This is a genomic window from Proteus vulgaris (assembly GCF_016647575.1).
Classification (GTDB): Bacteria; Pseudomonadota; Gammaproteobacteria; order Enterobacterales; family Enterobacteriaceae; genus Proteus; species Proteus mirabilis_B.
The window spans coordinates 3024714-3041926 of sequence record NZ_CP032663.1 but is presented as its reverse complement, the minus strand read 5'-3'; the positions used below and the strand labels follow the sequence as shown (position 1 = coordinate 3041926).

Sequence of the window (17213 nt, the reverse complement as noted above, 5' to 3'; positions counted from 1 at the left end):
AGGATTATTTATGATTTTTGAAGCTTCTTTAGTGGCTTTATGGGCCTTTTTTTGCGGTATAGATAAGTATGACGTTGCATTAAATATTCACAGACCACTCATTACTGGGCCTGTTGTTGGCCTGATTATGGGGGATATGCAGGTTGGATTAATTGCAGGTGCAACGTTAGAACTCGCATGGTTAGGATTGGTTCCTAACGCTGGTGCTCAGCCGCCAGATGTGACTTTAGGTACGATTGCTGCTGTTGCTTTTGCAGTAATGACAAACCAATCACCTGAAGTTGCCATGGGAATTGGTATGCCTATTGCGGTGCTAATGCAAATGCTCGTGATTGGTTTCTTTGCTATGACGGCTTTCACAATGGGGAAAGCGGATAGATATGCGGAAAGAGCTGATGCAGCCGGAGTTTCTCGGTTACTTATTATCACAATTACGGTACGTTCATTACTCTATGCTTTAGTTGCCTTTGTGACGGTCTACTTTGGTGAACATGCGGCTCAATGGATTGATGATAATACCCCGAAAGTGTTGCTTGAAGGCTTAGGCATCGGAGCGAAAATGGTTCCTGCTATTGGTTTCGCAATGTTGTTGAAAATCATGTGGTCAAAAGAAGTCGCTGGTGTGTTCTTCATTGGTTTCGTGATGACAACCTATCTAAAACTCCCAATTATGGCAGTCGCGATTTTAGGCGCATCAGCTGCTGCGCTCTACTTCTTCTTTAGTGGTAACAACAAAAATACAAGTCAGCAGAATGAGGATTTCGAAGATGGTATCTGATAATAGCACCGCATTGAAAACGCAGGATAAAACAGAAACGGGTTCTTTGATTGATGGCATTGATGAGTATCAAGATACCACCGTCAGAAAAGTTATCACTAAAGGCGACCTTTGGAAGTGTGCATTCCGTGGTTTGTTTATGGAAGGTAACTTTAACTTTGAACGTATGCAAGGTGGTGGATTTGCCTTCTCGATTATCCCAGCATTAAAGAAGATCCATGGGAACAATAAGCGTGACTATGCAACATCACTGAAAAACCATCTGCAATTTTTTAATGCCAGTCCTAAGCTGTTTACCTTTTTATTGGGTACAGCCGTTGCAATGGAAGAAAACAAAGAAAAACCATCGACTGTTAACGTGATGAAAGTTGCGGGAATGGGACCAACAGGGGGCATTGGTGATGCTATCGACCATATGACTCTGATGCCACTGACATTAGCATTGGGCGCATCTATTGCTATGGAAGGTTCGATTGCGGGGCCTTTTGTTTTCTTCTTCTTGTATCAAATTGTTCACTTTTTAGTGTATTTCGGGCTGATGTTTATGGGCTATCGCGCAGGAACCGCTGCGATGGTCAATATGAGTGATGCCACCGAAAAGCTAGCTAAAGCTGCCAATATTATGGGTATCTTTGTCATTGGGGCGCTCTCCGCGACCTTTATCAAGGTGCAAACCACCGCCTCGTTAGAGCTGGGAGGAAAGGTGGTTGAATTGCAAAGCGCGCTCTTTGACAAAATCATGCCGAATTTACTACCTCTGTGCTTGGTTTTCCTGATGTACAAAATGGTGAAAAGCACCGGTTTTTGGGGTAAGCCTCCGGTATTGATTTTCTCAACTCTTGCATTTGGCGTTGTCGGTCACGTATTAGGATTCTTATAACAGAGAACCTTTACCACCGTCGTTATTGTCAATCGAGAAATACATTATTAACTTGCTATAAACGGGCAGGAGAGGTTTCTGCTGCCCGCAAGGAGTCACTCATGATAGGTCTTATTGTTTCAGGACATCTTAATTTTGCCTCTGGTATGGCATCAGCCGTAAAAGCGATTGCCGGTGAGCAAGAAGATATCGCATTTATCGATTTTGTTGAGTCAATTTCTCCTGATGAACTTGAAGAAAAAATGCGTGAAGCGATTAACTCAATGTCATGTCAGCAATATCTATTTTTAACAGATTTACCCGGTGGAACCCCTTGTAATCGTGCAATGGCAATTATGATGCAAAATCCTGCTGTTGAAGTGTTAGCCGGTGTGAATCTACCGATGATCGTTAATGCGGCTTTCGAACGAGAAGGGTGTTCAACATCAGAGTTAGTACAAACATTACGCGAAATAGGTCAAGACAGTATTCAAGATATTCGTGAGCAATTGGCACTAATAGACAGCAATGATGCTGAAGAAGAAGACGGTTTATGAGCCAGCAATATGCCATTTTAGCCGACAGAACCTTTACACCAGAAGGCATTCGTTATCTTTGCTATGTCCGTGTTAAAGGCGATGTTATTGAATCAATCACCACGCAAGCGCCAACAGATTGCCCCATTATTCGCCTAAAAGGGAAATCGTTACTACCCGGTTTTGTGGATATTCATATTCACGGTCGTGAAGGTGCTGACGTAATGGATGCGACTCAAGAAGGGTTACAAACCATAGCTGATGCGTTAGTGAAAACAGGTGTAGTTGCATGGGTTGGTACAACAGTAACAGCACCAATGGATGATATTCGCCAAGCATTATCACAAGTACGTACATTTTTATCGAAGCCACAAACTTCGGGTGCATTGTTACTTGGGAGCTTTTTAGAAGGACCTTATTTTACTGAGCGTCATAGAGGCTCTCATCCTGTGAAATATCTAAAAGCACCAACAATATCAGAGCTAGAAACATTGCTTGAAAGTGCGGGTAACACATTATTGCGTGTCGCTGTTGCGCCGGAAGCACAAGGTTCGATGGAGGCGATTGATTGGTTGGTCAATCGAGGCATTAAACCTAGTGTGGCGCATACAGCGGCAACTTATGAACAAACATCAGATGCATTTTTACATGGTGCTGATTGTGGGGTGCATTTGTATAACGGAATGACGGGACTCCATCATCGTGAACCGGGATGTTGTGGTGCCGTGTTGTATCACAATGTATTGGCGGAATTGATTGCAGATGGCATTCATGTTCACCCCGTTATGATGCAATTAGCGTATCGCATGAAAGGTTATCAACAACTCGCTTTAATTACAGATTGCATGCGTGCTGGGGGATTACCTGACGGTGATTACACGCTGGGCGCTCAAACAGTTAGCGTCTCCCAAGGTCAGGCAAAAACAGCAGATGGCTCTTTGGCTGGGAGTACATGTAGCTTAGACAGTGCATTAAGAAATATGGTGCAACGAGCACATGTTCCTGAATGGGAAGCAGTACAAATGGCGAGTGCGATCCCAGCCGAGTATCTCGGTATCGGCGATAAGTTGGGTTATATCAAAGCAGGGCGACAAGCCAGCTTTGCTGTGGTGGATGAATGTTTTCATCTCACCGATACATTCATCAGAGGAAATCATATTTACTCTGTATCCGGGGAAAATGTATAGCTTTTTTAGTTATGCACCCATCAGTAAAAATGAGGTATTTATAATGGAAATTCGTCAGCCAATTCATAGTGAACATGCTAAAAGGCTTGATACAGAAGGACTTCGCAAGGAGTTCCTGATTGAAAACCTATTCTGTGAAGGGGAAATGAATCTCACTTATAGCCATATAGATCGTATTATTGTTGGCGGTATTGTTCCTACAACACAGCCTTTAGCATTAATGGCGGGTAAAGCGTTAGGCGTTGATTTTTTTCTAGAACGACGTGAGTTAGGAGCCATTAATATTGGCGGTGCTGGTAAAGTGGTTGTTGATGGTGATGTCTTTGACATTGGTCCTCGTGAAGCGATTTATATCGGAATGGGCGCTAAAAGTGTCGAATTTACCAGTGACAGTGTAGAAACACCGGCACGTTTTTATATGAATTGCGCGCCAGCTCATCATACTTACCCAACTCGCAAAATAACGCAGCAACAAGCATCACCAGAAAAAATTGGGAATGCAGAAAACTGTAACGTTCGTACTATTTATAAATTCTTACACCCTTCAGTTCTGCCAACATGCCAATTATCTATGGGTATGACGGTTCTTGAACCGGGTAGCTTATGGAATACCATGCCTTGCCATACTCATGAACGCCGTATGGAAGTGTATCTCTATTTTGATATGAAAGATGACAATGTGGTTTTCCATTATATGGGAGAGCCAACGGAAACGCGTCATTTGGTTGTTCGTAACGAGCAAGCGGTGATAAGCCCTAGTTGGTCAATTCACTCAGGTGTGGGCTCAGCATCTTATACCTTTATCTGGGGAATGGTTGGTGAAAATCAGGTTTTCCACGATATGGATCACGTAGCAATGAAAGATCTGAAATAACCACGAATAGTCACATTTTTCTTCTTATCCTACATATAAAAAGATGTGGCTATAAAGCCACATCCTAGAGGTTATTGTTATGAATTTATTCGATTTAAATGGCAAGGTTGCTATTGTCACTGGTTGTAATACCGGGCTAGGTCAAGGCATGGCTATTGGTTTAGCCAAAGCGGGTGCAGATATTGTGGGAGTTGGAATTCAAGATGCGCCAGAAACTCGCCAACAAGTAGAGGCATTAGGGCGTCGTTTTCATTACATTACGCAAAATTTAATGAAACAAGATGGATTACAAGCGCTGGTGGATGAAGCAATTTCTGTCATGGGGCGCATTGATATTTTAGTAAATAATGCCGGTATTATTCGTCGAGAAGATCTTTTGGAGTTTGGTGAAAAAGATTGGGACGATGTGATTGATATTAATCAGAAAACACTATTCTTTTTATCCCAAAAAGTGGCTCGCCAATTTGTGAAACAAGGAGAGGGGGGCAAAATAATTAACATTGCTTCTATGCTCTCTTATCAAGGGGGTATTCGTGTGCCTTCTTACACCGCAAGTAAATCTGCAGTAATGGGGTTAACTCGTGCATTGGCGACTGAACTCTCTCAGTACAATATCAATGTAAATGCAATTGCTCCGGGCTATATGGCAACAGATAACACAGCGGCTCTGCGTGCTGATGATGCTCGTAATGCTGCTATTGTAGAGCGTATTCCTGCTGGACGTTGGGGAACTCCTGAAGATGTTGCAGGTCCTGCGATTTTCTTAGCCTCTAAAGCCAGTGACTATGTTAATGGATACACCATTGCTGTTGATGGTGGTTGGTTAGCTCGTTAATTTCATGGAGAAATAGGATGGAACACGCTAATACAGAGACTTTGCAAAGAGAGCTTGTATTACAAAACATGAAGCGAGTGTATCGTTATCAATCGGCTAATCAAGTTCGCAGTGTTCGTCGCCGTAGTGGTAAAACCCGTTTTATTAAAGATACAGATTGGGAACGCGGTGTTTTATGGAGTTGTGTAAGTGCGGCATGGCAAGCTACACAAGACGAAGAATATCTTAATGGCATATTGAATTACACACTGCATACAGGGTTTAGAACAGGTCCTAATGCTCGTTTTGCTGATGATCATGTTTGCGCTCAAGCTTATCTCGCCATTAGCCCGCTTTTTGAACAATCTGAAGTGATTGAACCAACAATCAAAGCATTTGATATCATGCTTAATGAGCCAAAGCCTGGCCGCGAAGATTGGTGGTGGTGTGATGCGCTTTTTATGGCGCCTCCAGGATTTGCTGCATTAGCTGAAATCACCAATGAACGACGCTATTTAGATTATATGCACACAGCTTATTGGGATGCGATTGACCATTTACGTGATCCTGAAACAGGGCTTATCTTCCGTGATCATCGCTATATTCCTGATGGTCAAGGTAATGAATTACGCGAAGCTAATGGTGAAAAAGTATTTTGGAGCCGTGGTATTGGTTGGGTTTTAGCTTCGATACCTCGCATCTTAAAATATATGCCTGATGATTATCATGATCGTGAACGTTATATTGCATTGTTTAAAGAATTAGCGACCTCCATCCTAGATTATCAACATGAAGATGGTTTTTGGCGGACTAGTTTACTCGATCCCGATAATTTCCCTGCTCCAGAAAGTTCAGCGACAGCGTTATTTTGTTATGGATTAGCATGGGGAATTAATCAGGGAATATTAGAGAAAGATGTGTATTTTCCTGCATTAAATAGAGCATGGTCAGCATTACAAACCTGTATTCATGACAATGGCATGATAGGTTGGGTTCAACTTCCGGCATTTAACCCTCGTGAAGTGAAGTTTGAACATAATATGGATTATGGTGCTGGTGTTTATTTATTGGCAGGAAGTGAAGTTTTAAATCTTTTGTAAAATTGCTAGAGCTTTGATATTGACGCTTTGTTGTTTTTCTTGCGCTTCACATGCCTTCCGCGCAATATTTTCCTATCTAGGATGCCGACCAAAAAATAAGGTCGGCTTTTTTATTTTAAACTTGGGTGCTGAGATAAATACACAACTCTTGGAAAAGGAAACTGTGGGGGATCGCTCCCCCACAAGATTAATATAAAGTAAACGCTATATTAATCTGAATAATTAAATATCCAGTAGTTGGTGTGAATAAATAAGGTATTTACTCTCTAATAATACGTGATTCGATATTATCATCGTCACGATCATCAGTCCGATTAAAGAATATTTTTTCATTTCCTCTTGCACTCCGATAAAAATGGAGGCAGAATCAAATTGTCTATGTTTGAGTCCGCCTCGGTGAATATACAATATATTGGCCGGGGCTTTTCTCTTTCTGGTACTTGCAAAATGCTTGAACCAGATTGATCCAAGCACCCGCGAAGAGAATAACAAAATAAGCATTGAGCACAACACATTTATTCTCAATAATAAAGCTAGCGATTTATTTTCGTTATTTAAAATAATTAATTGATTCGTTAATTGGGATAGCTAATAAAATAAGAGATAACAATAATCTGTTACCTCTTATTATAATTTGGGTGCTGAGATAAATACACAACTCTTGAAAAAGGAAATTGTGGGGGATCGCTTCCCCACAAGATTAATATAAAGTAAAAGCTATATTAACCTGAACAATTAAATATCCAGTAGTTGGTTTGAATAAATAAGATATTTACTCTCTAATAATACGAGATTCGATATTATCATCGTCACGATCATCAGTCCGATTAAAGAATATTTTTTCATTTCCTCTTGCACTCCGATAAAAATGGAGGCAGAATCAAATTGTTGGTGTTTGAGTCCGCCTCGGTGAATATACAATATATTTTCCGGGGCTTTTCTCTTTCTGGTACTTGCGACATGCTTGAACCAGATTGATCCAAGCACCCGCACAGAGAATAACAAAATAAGCATTGAGCACAACACATTTATTCTAAATAATAAAGCGAGCGATTTGTTTTCGCTCTTTTAAATAATTAATTGATTCGTTAATTAAGGTAACTAATAAAATAAGAGGTAACAATAATCTGTTACCTCTTATTATAAATTTGGGTGCTTAGATTAAACCGTAATCAATTAATGAGAAAACTGTGGGGGAATGCTCCCCCACAAGGGAAGTGTTTATTATTGATAAACTTAACCTGAACATTTATATATTCACTATTAATGGTGAAATTCTCGATTGGATTATTATAGAATAAAGTTATCAGTAATACCGTGATATTTATACTAATAACAATCACACTAATCAGAGAATGTTTGTTCATCTTCTTGACAGCTCCTTTATAAGGAGGCAGAATCAAATTGTTAGGGTTTGAGTCCGCCTCGGTTAATATGAATATATTTTCCGGGGCTTTTCTCTTTCTGGTGCTTGCAAAATGCTTGAACCAGATTGATCCAAGCACCCGCGCAGAGAATAACAAAATAAGCATTGAGCACAACACATTTATTCTCAATAATAAAGCGAGCGATTTATTTTCGTTATTTAAAATAATTAATTTATTCGTTAACTTATTTTTAATAAAAAAGAGTCTCGATGTTTTTATGTCGAGACTCTTTAGTTTAAAAGTTACGAAATTTACTTAACTAAATTAATAACAGTAGGCGTTGCCTGTATTGTTGACGTAGTAATAAGAGTATTGTTATTTTGGTGCTTAATAATAACACCGGCTTGAGGTGTTGCTAATTTCCATATTCCTTTTACGGTAATGGTACTATTTATTGGTTGCGATTCTGCTGTAAGCCAATGACGAGAATAAACACTGACTTCAATTTGATCACCTTTATCATCGACTTGGTCTTTTTCTATACCTTGATATAAATTTAAATCAGGGTTAACAATATTTAATGTTAATTGCTGATTTTGTGTTTTAGCCATGACCATAGCAGGTGCATCACTGGATAATAATGTTGCATCCGCTGATTTTAACTGAGTGGCTTCAAAAAAAGCATATCCTTCTTCTTGGGTTATTTTATCTTTTACCGCATGAAGCTGATCATTATGTTGTAATACCGTGTATTCAGGGGCTTTATTACTTTGTGCTTCGATAGCTATTGCATATTCATAATTTGCATTACTCGGTGCGTTACCATGAGAAATAACAGCTGTTGCAAATACTTGTTCTGTTGGTTTTGAATTTCTATCATCAAGTGAATGTTGTTTTTGATAACTAAACTCTACAGTTTGTCCTTTAGTTAGCTTATATAAATTACCAGCAGGATCAATTAAAGTATCTGCATTATTTAAAGTTAATTGAGTACCTAATTGATTAATCTCTTTGCCATTAATTATCACTGATTGTAATTTAGGAACAGCGAACTGGAATAGTGTTGTTTCTGTCGAATGTTGCTTATCATCATTTTCAATACCTGAGCCTAAAGCGATCACTCTATTATCAAATAAGAAATAGGATTTATTTGCCTTCAAGCTCTGTTGTTGATACTTACTGTGGCCATGTAATTTCATAGCAAACATACTGTTGTTATTTAATGTATTGGCACCAGAATAACTCTCAGTTGAAAGCAACATTTCTTCAATACCCGCACTAGGTAATTGATTAAGTTTTGCCTCAAGTTCGTTATATGGAAGATGGATTGTGGTTGTTCCCGGATATCGATTCCAATCCCATCCAGCATGGCTAAATCCAGACTGAGTCAAATCAGCAGGAATAATTTCCAATTGCCCATATTGCAAATAGCGTCCATAACGATTGTTATTTTCATAGCTTTCATTACCAACAAGATAACGACTAAAACCTCGAGCAATCGCAAGCCAGCTTTGTTGTGGTGACTGAGTTGACGCTCTGCGTTGTATTGCCATTGATGCATAATTCATTGCCCATGCACCAACAGGTTCATTTTCAGCCTTAATACCTTCAAAATGTGCTTTGTTATCTAATTTTGCATAAGCAGCGGATAATGTGGGATCTAGCTTCTGTTTACCATCAGGAGTTCCTGCTAAGGCCATCCATTTAAATGGAGCGATCCCAATTTTATGTAATCCAGTGGGATGACGGCCACTTAATACCACCGGAATTTGTGTCTCTTTAGTGTAGATCCGCATTTTTAACAGAACATCTTTTAAACGCTCATGTGCTGAAGTTGATAAGCGAAAAGGCGAGCCACTTAACGCATAAACACTTGGTGCTAAACCTCCAAATGCGTCTTTAGCGTAGGCTGGATAATGTTGTGAATGATGAAAAATAGAACCATCAGATTTAAAACCACCGGCAACGCCTTTTGAGCTTAGAATGGTTTTATTTAGCCAGCTTTGTAGTTGTGCTAAAGCCTGTTGGCGCTGTTGATAATCTGGCAACATCAGTAAGCTTTTTATCATCCACTGTAATTGAGTGTTGAGAATATCAACGTTTGCATCAACGATTTCATCGTCTTTTTCGAAAATTCGTCCAGTGGCGTTGTACCACATCATTGCTTGTTGAGTGGGGGCTAAAAGGTTATTTTTTGCAAGAATATGGCGCCCAATAAACCATGCATCAAAAAGCTCTCTGGTTTGATAGCCAACATGAGTGATAATTTGATAACCACTACCTTGTGTAAAACCTTGTTCAAGGACGTAACGAGTTCCTAATAAATAGAGATCTTCTAATTTTTTTCGATCGGTTGCTGATAAGGAATTACTACGCAAGTAAATTGCAGTTTGAAGAAGTGTTTTACCCACATCTCTTAGCATATTAGCATCAAGCAATGCTTGTTTTGTCTCATCACTAAATACACCTTCGACTTTCATAAAGTTTTGCCGGTTAGGATGATCTAGTGCTTTTCCTGTTATTGAGCCATCAGCGTGTTGTGTTAATTCTAATTTTTCCCAGAGCGCTAAATTTTTATTGAGCATGTCAGAGGTGATTTTTTTATCGCTACTAATTCCCTGATAATACTCAAAACGCTGGTAAATTGATGCCATCTCAGATTGATCGTCATGAAATTCGGTATCAAAATTTAGAGTTGGATAATGCGCTTTAAACATCTGATCGTACATCAGTAAAGCACTCCAGTTTTTACTGACCATTGTATTCACTGCATTATTTACATATGGTGTTTGATAGTCAGGAACTGCCCAACGATTGTCTAAAGGTACACTCATAATAATTTGATCAAAAAAGAGCGTTCCAGCCTGATTTGGGGCTGTTATCACTAATTGATCAAATTGACCTGTTGCAGTGCCTTGCATATCGCGAAAAGGAACTGCAATACCTCTCCATCCCGTAAAATCTAGTTGAGTATCAAAACGTAATGCAATTTTATTATTTTGTTTAAATGCAAATGTTAATGGGGAAGATTGAGGTTTTTCATTATAAATCCACATCATAAAAGTGAGTGGTGTTGCTGTATTTTTATTGTCTTGGTAATTAACAATATTATTTAGTGTTAATGTTGTTTGTGGTTGATATTGCCATTTGAGTGATTGTTCACCATCTTTTGCATGCTGTTTACTCAGTGATAATTGATTATTATCTGACGTAGTGAGGGTATTAGGTATTTCACTCTCAAAGAGATAAATATCACCGAAAGTTTCATGGGAAAGGGAAGGTAATGCCTGTGCGGGTAATGATAAACATAAGCTTAATGCTATTGCATGTGCTAAAGGGTTTTTTATTAGCATAATCAGATTTCCTGCAAATAAAAAAGGAACGCAAGTGCGTCCCTTTTAGTGATATCAAGAGAGAGGTGAAAGTTTGATTTCTTGTGGAATACCAAAGTAACTGGTAAACGTCAGTTCAGTGCTATCACCTGAAACGTTATATTTTACTTCGCTATTTTTATCAGTAGGTTGCCATTTCCCGTTGACGATGACACTGATAGTAACGGCAGTTGCTGCTTTCTGGCGTGTCATGTTTAAATCCGGTGTAACAGCACTAACAGTGAGTGTATTTCCTTGATGATGAGTCATTACAATCGCAGGTTTATCAACCTTTTTGATCCATTTATCTTCGATTGACGCAGATTGATAAAAGGCATACCCCGTCACATTGCTGAGTTTATCGTAAATAATATGAACATCTTTATCTTTACGAAGAACCTGATATAACCCATTATTTTCACGGAATTTTTTAGCCATTTCTCCCATTTTTTCAGGAGTTGCATCTAAAAAGACCATATACTCATAACTAGAATCTTTAGGTTGAACACTGTGATCAATCCATGCTGAACTGAAGTTTCCTTCTGTTGGCTGGCGATTTTTATTTTCAGCCGAAGTTTGGTGTTGACGACTGATATTCACTTTGTCAGCTTGAGTAATTAAATAGCCATTACCGTTGCTATCAATTAACCAATCACCTTGTTTTAGTGTTGTTTGATAAGGTAGCGCTTCAACTTTTTGCCCATTAATCCAAATGGTATTTAATGATGGCGTTATGGCATGTTGAAATAAGGTAGTTTCAACATTTTTATTCTTATCACTACTATTTATATTGCTACCAATAAAAATTAAGTGGTTATCAGCCGCTAATACACTCTTTTTCGCAGTGAAATTAGGATCAAAACGCTCAAGATTAGCAGGATAAATCAGATCAAATGCCATCATGCCATATTGACCTTCAAGGGCTGATGTTCCACTAAATCCACGCTCTCCACGCTGCATTAACGTATGAGGCTTAGGGCTGTCTAACTCTTTAAGAGGAAGATGAATTGTGGTTGCCCCTGGCATTCTATTCCAATCCCAACCTTCTTGTTGATAGCCTTGCGAAAGCTGCGAGCCATTACTGACTATCTGGGCTACACCATGGCTTTGATAACGACCATAGCGGTTATCTTTGTTATAAATTTCAGATGACCAAACATTGGTGTTATAAGCTTTTAATGTCACCATTTTATCTTGCCAGCGATGAATACCAAAAGCACCACCATTAAAGGCATAGAAGCCTTGAGGTAAAGCAGCTGGCGCAATAGTTTCCCCAAAAATAGCATTCGACTCATTTTGAGTTTTATCACTAATCGCAAGATAAATAGAAGCGAGCTTTTTATCAGGAGATGGTTTTGCAGACATTGCAAGCCAGTAATAGCCTTGAGCAACTGATTTTAACGAAGGTGAGTTAAAGGGATGTCGCCCTGCAAGAGGTAATCCGACTTCTGGGTTACTGTAAATCCATGCTGAAACCATCGCTTTTTTCAGGTTATTCCAACCGCTTTCACCCACTGAAAATGGTGTGCCACGTAGTAAATAAATAAGCTGAGAGGCATTTTTAAAGGCAGGGAAAGAGTAACCCGGATAGTTACCTTCATGTCGCCACGCTGTGCCGTCAGGACGTAAACCATCTTTACCGCCTGATGGTACTTGGGTTAATGCCCCAGTGATGTAATGGCTGAAAGTATTAACTAAGTTGATGCGTTTTTGATCATCAGGCTCTAGCAGTAATAAGGCTAAGTGCTGACGAGATAAGGTGTTGAAATAGTCTAAGTCTGAACTATCTGCTCCTACCTTCATATCAAAACTACTTTTAAACTCTCGTGAATACCACAGTAATGAGTCATAAACTTGAGTTTGTAGATTTGCTTCTTTTAAGGCATCAGACATTAATAGTGTAGAAATATACCACCAACGAGAGCTGTATCCCCAGTGATGGGTTGTGACTAGTGCACTCCCTTTAACAAAGCCTTGATCTAATAAATGCTTTGTCATTAATAAGTACATCTGTTTTAACTGAGCTTTTTGTGTCAGATCTTTTTCAAGAACATAAGCACGGCTGATATTAAACATTAATGTCGTGTAGTTACCAAGAATGACATAATTATCAAAAAGCGGCTTATCTTGAGTATTAAGGTTTTCTGGCTGATAAATAATAGTTTGTTTATCCGTGATCAGATGTCGCCCTTGTATTCCACCATCCGCTAAAGTGTGAATATTGAGTGCATCAAAGTCACTTTTTAATTTACTAATATTTTCTTCTAGTGCGAGGTTTGTCTCTTTTTCACCACCGACAAATTCATTAATCAAGCGTTGACGAATAAGATCAACCGCTGCTAAGTTTTCAGGTGTCACGGGTAACTGAGGTTGAACGTTATGAAATTGGATCTCAGGCTCTGATAAGCGTGTTTTAACTTGATAATCAGACCATTGATAGCGAGCATCATCGATAGAAAACATAATGCGATCGATATAGATTTCACCCTGACCTACATTAGAAGGGGCTTTAAATCGAATGCTGTCGACATTAGCACCTAAAGAGCGACCAATGCTGTCTTGAGTACCATCAGAAGAGGTATTCATTGCATTTAAGGTCATCTCCCGATTTTCAAGATCGTTATTTAAAGAGATCCCAATAGCACGCCAGCCAGTGAAATTTAGTTTTACTTTAAAACCCGCTTGCGCCTCACTTGTTGAATTGAGCTTTTCCCCAAAATCGATAGTAAGATAACCATCAATGGGTTTTTCATTATAAAGCCAAAATGATAAAACAGGTGTTGATGCTCGTCCCCATGCTTTAGACGCTTCTTTATCTGTTGGGACAATAAGTTTTTTATGCAAAGTAAAACTACTGCCACCTTTCCATTTCCACAAAATGGATTGGCTTCCCATAATGCTACGTTTATCAGATAACGTCAGTGTTGAGTTTTTATCTGATGAAAAGTCCTCTAATGGGTTACTTTGCGCAAAATGATAGATTTCTGACTGCATCAGATTTTTAGGATCAAATGCAGGATTGCTGGTAGCTGCAAGCGCGTTATAAGGGGCTGATAATAGCCCCAGTGTTATAGCAAGTGCAGTAAAGCGAAATATCGGCATTATTTTTCTCCTTAGAAACGTTGGCTAACGGTGAAGCCAATGCGTCCTTCATTGAACTTGTCATAACGCTGATATCCCATTGTTGTGCCTAAATTTAACGATTGGGTAATATCAAGATTGGCACCTAATTCAGCACTAATAATGTCGCCACCAACGCGATTTCCTTTAATATCGAAGGTGCTTCCTCCTGTATTAAAATAAGTGAGGCTATGACGTTGATTAATATTATTGTCACCTGCAATATCTTTGAAATAACGTAGATTAAGGGATGGAGTTAATTTGCCATAAGAGGTTTGATAGCTATTCCATAAAGCGACTGAACCACCTAATTGATTAACAGCGTAGCGTTGACCATAAGTTCGCATAGATAATGCAGAACCCGTTTCTTCCCATGAATCAATATTTAGCCATTGATATTGGTAAGTCAGCATTGGTTTAATATGGATGAAATCAAAATCAAAATAGGTTCCAGCGTTAATTTGATAACCTAATTGCACACCAGAATAGTTACCTTTTGCTTTGGTATTTCCTTCCCATCCAGTATTACCACCGATATCTCGTTCGCTATCAACAGTGTAATAACCAATATTTAAATTACCGTTTAGGAATAATGTGTCACTATACCAACCGGTGTAAGGCATAAATTCAAAATGGTTAATTTCTTTATTTGCGTTACGTTGTTTGGCATCAGCCTTTGCGTAGTTATAAGCAAAAGAAACACCGATAAGAGCATCTTGATTAATTTCGTAATCAGTACCGATTTGAATACCTGTGCGGTAAGTGTTGTAACCGTTAATTCCACCTTGATTGCTTTGCGTACCATAACCGTACAACACATTAGCCCAGCTATTCCAGCCAGCTTCTCTTTCTTCAATAGGTAATTGGTTATCATAGCGTAAATAGCGATGAGCAATATTATTGCGCATATCTTCAACCATGATTAATCCCGCTTGAATATCACTACCATCGGCAATAGGGGCTAAATCATTTGATAATGCAGCAATATTATTGTCGTCATTTCCAGCTGCGACTAATAGGCTCAGTGCTTCATCTGAGACTTGGCTACGCGTATTATTAAATTCATTTAATACAGTTGGAATAACAAAATTGGCTGCTGCTAATCCATTTTCACTGACACCACCACGTTCGGCAGCACTAATAAAGTTATTACCACCTTCGTAGCTAATGCCATAACGCGCAACTAATTGATTGCCACTAACACCACCGCTAATATTAGGTGGTGTAGTCTCTAACCATGAATCTGTTTTTTCTAATAACGGTGAAACATCGGGTGCAATAGCATTCGCATCTGTAACCGTAATCCCAGCTTCATCTTTAATAGCTGAATTGGAAGAAATTAATACGATATCTTTATTAATGATGTTATCGACACTGGTGCCTTTAAAATCCAATTTGGCTTGGCTACCTTTTTTAAAGGTGACATCACCGTCAACATGAAGAATAGTTTCATCAGTATTGGTATTATCATCAAGGCGGAAAATTAGCTGGCTATTTTCCTTATTCATGAAATTACCTTCCCAGTGGATCGTTCTATCTTTTCCTTGGATAGTTAAATTGCCGTGATTTTCAATTAATGGAACACCTGTAATTTTATATCCATCAAATAGGGCATTTTGAGCACCACCTTGATAAGCGAAATTTATTTTGGTATCCGCATGGCCATTTCCTAAAATATCACCGTGGATCTCGCCATTTACATCACTTCTAAAGCCTGTTTTCAGTGTTCTAAAATCAATGGCTGCCGTTTTTCCACGAATAATGGCACTGTCTCTGATATAAACTCCCGTACCTCGTTTAGGGAAATCACCTTCAACCAATATGGCTGTACCATTTTCACTGGTCACATTAGCGCCATTTAAGTTGATATTACTGCTAAAAGAAGCCCCTTGATTTATTTTGATGGCGCTGGCTCCATCACCAGTAACAGTAATATTTTTTGTAATTGCTTGAGCCTTGTATTCTGTTGATGAGCCATTAAATACAACGCCATCACCTTGAGAAACAGTAACATCTTTATTTATTTGAGCTGTATTCCCGTCATTAATATTAACTGTTTCACAGATATTTAAAGTAGGATCACATTCTGCCGCCCATGCTGAACCATAAATAGCTGATAAAATAGCAGCGCTCAAAAATAACAATTTTTTATTTTTCACAATATAACTCCATGAACAATTATATGATTTTAATTATTAGAATGTTGCTCGGAATGAAACTTTGAAATAATCCTGAGTTGATTTACTTCCATCGTTTTTATTTTCAACTCGTTCATTATAATATTCCGTCATGACTCGCCATTGAGGTGATATTTGATAAGCCATTTGTAAGGTATAACGTGTCATATCTTTTTCGATATAAACGCCTTTATTTGTTCTATCTTCTATTTTTCCAAAAATAGATTTACGCATTGATGGAGAAACAATTAATCCTATTGGAGTCGTCCAGTTTACATACATACGTAATTGTTGATTATGGTTTGTTTCTTTTGTGTCGTATTCTTCATGTCGTATTGCTTGTTTACCACCATCAAAATAAGCCACAGTTGTATTAATATTAGGAGTGACAAAATAACGTAGACCCGGTTCAATTTCCCAGCCTAAATAATCCGTATTTGTGACTCCATTACTACGTTTGTCTTCTTTCTTTTGTAAGCCAAATAAAACGCTACCCGTTAAAACCCAATCTTTATTAATTGGAAATTGGTAATTGGTTTTTGATTCATAAAAATCAATGGTTAAGCGGCTACCATTATCATAGTTCGTCAGATCTTGACGTACTTTTAAACCGGGTTGGATCCAACCATTATTTAATTTAAAACGATAACTACCCTGTAAATCATAACGTTGATAACGGTTCTTATTGTCATGCTCACGTTGACGAAAACCAACATCGAAATACCAGTTAGATTTATCTGGATTAATATTAAAATCCACACGATAACCAGCATAGTTATTTGGTGTATCGTAATCTGCTGTTTCCCAAGAAAACATGGCGTTGACATTAGCTGCCTGAGTATGAAAAGAAGTTAAACCTAAGCCAAGAAGAGGTAAAAAAAGAGCAATACGAAGTTTGTTCATGGTATATATCCAATTCTTTATTCGCTTTTATTTGTGTCAGTTTTTAGGTGTAGGACATCTTTCCCTTTATATTATTAAAAGGATTTTTTATATCAGCGAATTGGGTTTATATATAGCGCCATAAAAT

11 protein-coding genes are annotated in these 17213 nt (G+C 38.6%); 7 read left to right on the top strand and 4 right to left on the bottom strand.

From position 1 onward, the window contains the following. The first annotated feature begins 10 nt into the window (after nt 1–10). The 7 genes from agaW (at nt 11) to D7029_RS14035 (ending at nt 6148) form a co-directional block, all read left to right on the top strand. Nucleotides 11–778, top strand: coding sequence for a PTS N-acetylgalactosamine transporter subunit IIC (agaW, locus tag D7029_RS14065; RefSeq protein WP_088494875.1), 768 nt, complete (start codon nt 11–13; stop codon nt 776–778). Then, nucleotides 768–1658, top strand: a complete 891-nt coding sequence (locus D7029_RS14060) for a PTS system mannose/fructose/sorbose family transporter subunit IID (protein WP_088494876.1) — start codon at nt 768–770, stop codon at nt 1656–1658. Before agaW ends, D7029_RS14060 begins: the two co-directional genes overlap by 11 nt. 101 nt (nt 1659–1759) lie before the next feature. Next, nucleotides 1760–2194 carry a PTS galactosamine/N-acetylgalactosamine transporter subunit IIA gene (agaF, locus tag D7029_RS14055; protein ID WP_194950982.1) on the top strand — a complete coding sequence of 145 codons (435 nt, stop codon included), beginning with the start codon at nt 1760–1762 and terminating at the stop codon, nt 2192–2194. Next, entirely contained in the window at nt 2191–3360 is a 1170-nt protein-coding gene (nagA, locus tag D7029_RS14050; RefSeq protein ID WP_088494878.1) for an N-acetylglucosamine-6-phosphate deacetylase, read from the top strand. Before agaF ends, nagA begins: the two co-directional genes overlap by 4 nt. Before the next feature lie 43 nt (nt 3361–3403). Then, a complete protein-coding gene (gene kduI / locus D7029_RS14045; protein WP_098942140.1) occupies nt 3404–4234 on the top strand; it encodes a 5-dehydro-4-deoxy-D-glucuronate isomerase in 831 nt (276 codons plus the stop codon). Nucleotides 4235–4313: 79 nt separating this feature from the next. Next, nucleotides 4314–5069 (top strand): 2-dehydro-3-deoxy-D-gluconate 5-dehydrogenase KduD, encoded by a 756-nt coding sequence (kduD, locus tag D7029_RS14040; protein ID WP_098942141.1) that lies wholly within the window; start codon nt 4314–4316, stop codon nt 5067–5069. A gap of 17 nt (nt 5070–5086) precedes the next feature. Next, on the top strand, nt 5087–6148 hold the full coding sequence (locus D7029_RS14035; protein ID WP_194950981.1) for a glycoside hydrolase family 88/105 protein: 1062 nt from the start codon (nt 5087–5089) through the stop codon (nt 6146–6148). 1678 nt (nt 6149–7826) lie between these two features. Here the strand turns inward: D7029_RS14035 and D7029_RS14030 are convergent. Genes D7029_RS14030 through D7029_RS14015 form a run of 4 tightly spaced genes read right to left on the bottom strand, consistent with a single transcriptional unit; the run spans nt 7827 to nt 17086 of the window. Beyond that, on the bottom strand, nt 7827–10868 hold the full coding sequence (locus tag D7029_RS14030) for a chondroitinase family polysaccharide lyase (RefSeq protein WP_194950980.1): 3042 nt from the start codon (nt 10866–10868) through the stop codon (nt 7827–7829). A gap of 54 nt (nt 10869–10922) precedes the next feature. Further along, on the bottom strand, nt 10923–13988 hold the full coding sequence (locus D7029_RS14025; RefSeq protein ID WP_194950979.1) for a chondroitinase family polysaccharide lyase: 3066 nt from the start codon (nt 13986–13988) through the stop codon (nt 10923–10925). Between the two features lie 11 nt (nt 13989–13999). After that, entirely contained in the window at nt 14000–16165 is a 2166-nt protein-coding gene (locus D7029_RS14020; protein ID WP_194950978.1) for an autotransporter outer membrane beta-barrel domain-containing protein, read from the bottom strand. A gap of 36 nt (nt 16166–16201) precedes the next feature. Further along, nucleotides 16202–17086 (bottom strand): OmpG porin family protein, encoded by an 885-nt coding sequence (locus D7029_RS14015; protein WP_194950977.1) that lies wholly within the window; start codon nt 17084–17086, stop codon nt 16202–16204. Nucleotides 17087–17213: the final 127 nt, after the last annotated feature.

Excerpts from the sequence above, each read along its gene's own strand:
- agaW (WP_088494875.1), top strand. The coding sequence starts at position 11 with ATGATTTTTGAAGCTTCTTTAGTGGCTTTATGGGCCTTTTTTTGCGGT.
- D7029_RS14060 (WP_088494876.1), top strand. The coding sequence starts at position 768 with ATGGTATCTGATAATAGCACCGCATTGAAAACGCAGGATAAAACAGAA.
- agaF (WP_194950982.1), top strand. The coding sequence starts at position 1,760 with ATGATAGGTCTTATTGTTTCAGGACATCTTAATTTTGCCTCTGGTATG.
- nagA (WP_088494878.1), top strand. The coding sequence starts at position 2,191 with ATGAGCCAGCAATATGCCATTTTAGCCGACAGAACCTTTACACCAGAA.
- kduI (WP_098942140.1), top strand. The coding sequence starts at position 3,404 with ATGGAAATTCGTCAGCCAATTCATAGTGAACATGCTAAAAGGCTTGAT.
- kduD (WP_098942141.1), top strand. The coding sequence starts at position 4,314 with ATGAATTTATTCGATTTAAATGGCAAGGTTGCTATTGTCACTGGTTGT.
- D7029_RS14035 (WP_194950981.1), top strand. The coding sequence starts at position 5,087 with ATGGAACACGCTAATACAGAGACTTTGCAAAGAGAGCTTGTATTACAA.
- D7029_RS14030 (WP_194950980.1), bottom strand. The coding sequence starts at position 10,868 with ATGCTAATAAAAAACCCTTTAGCACATGCAATAGCATTAAGCTTATGT.
- D7029_RS14025 (WP_194950979.1), bottom strand. The coding sequence starts at position 13,988 with ATGCCGATATTTCGCTTTACTGCACTTGCTATAACACTGGGGCTATTA.
- D7029_RS14015 (WP_194950977.1), bottom strand. The coding sequence starts at position 17,086 with ATGAACAAACTTCGTATTGCTCTTTTTTTACCTCTTCTTGGCTTAGGT.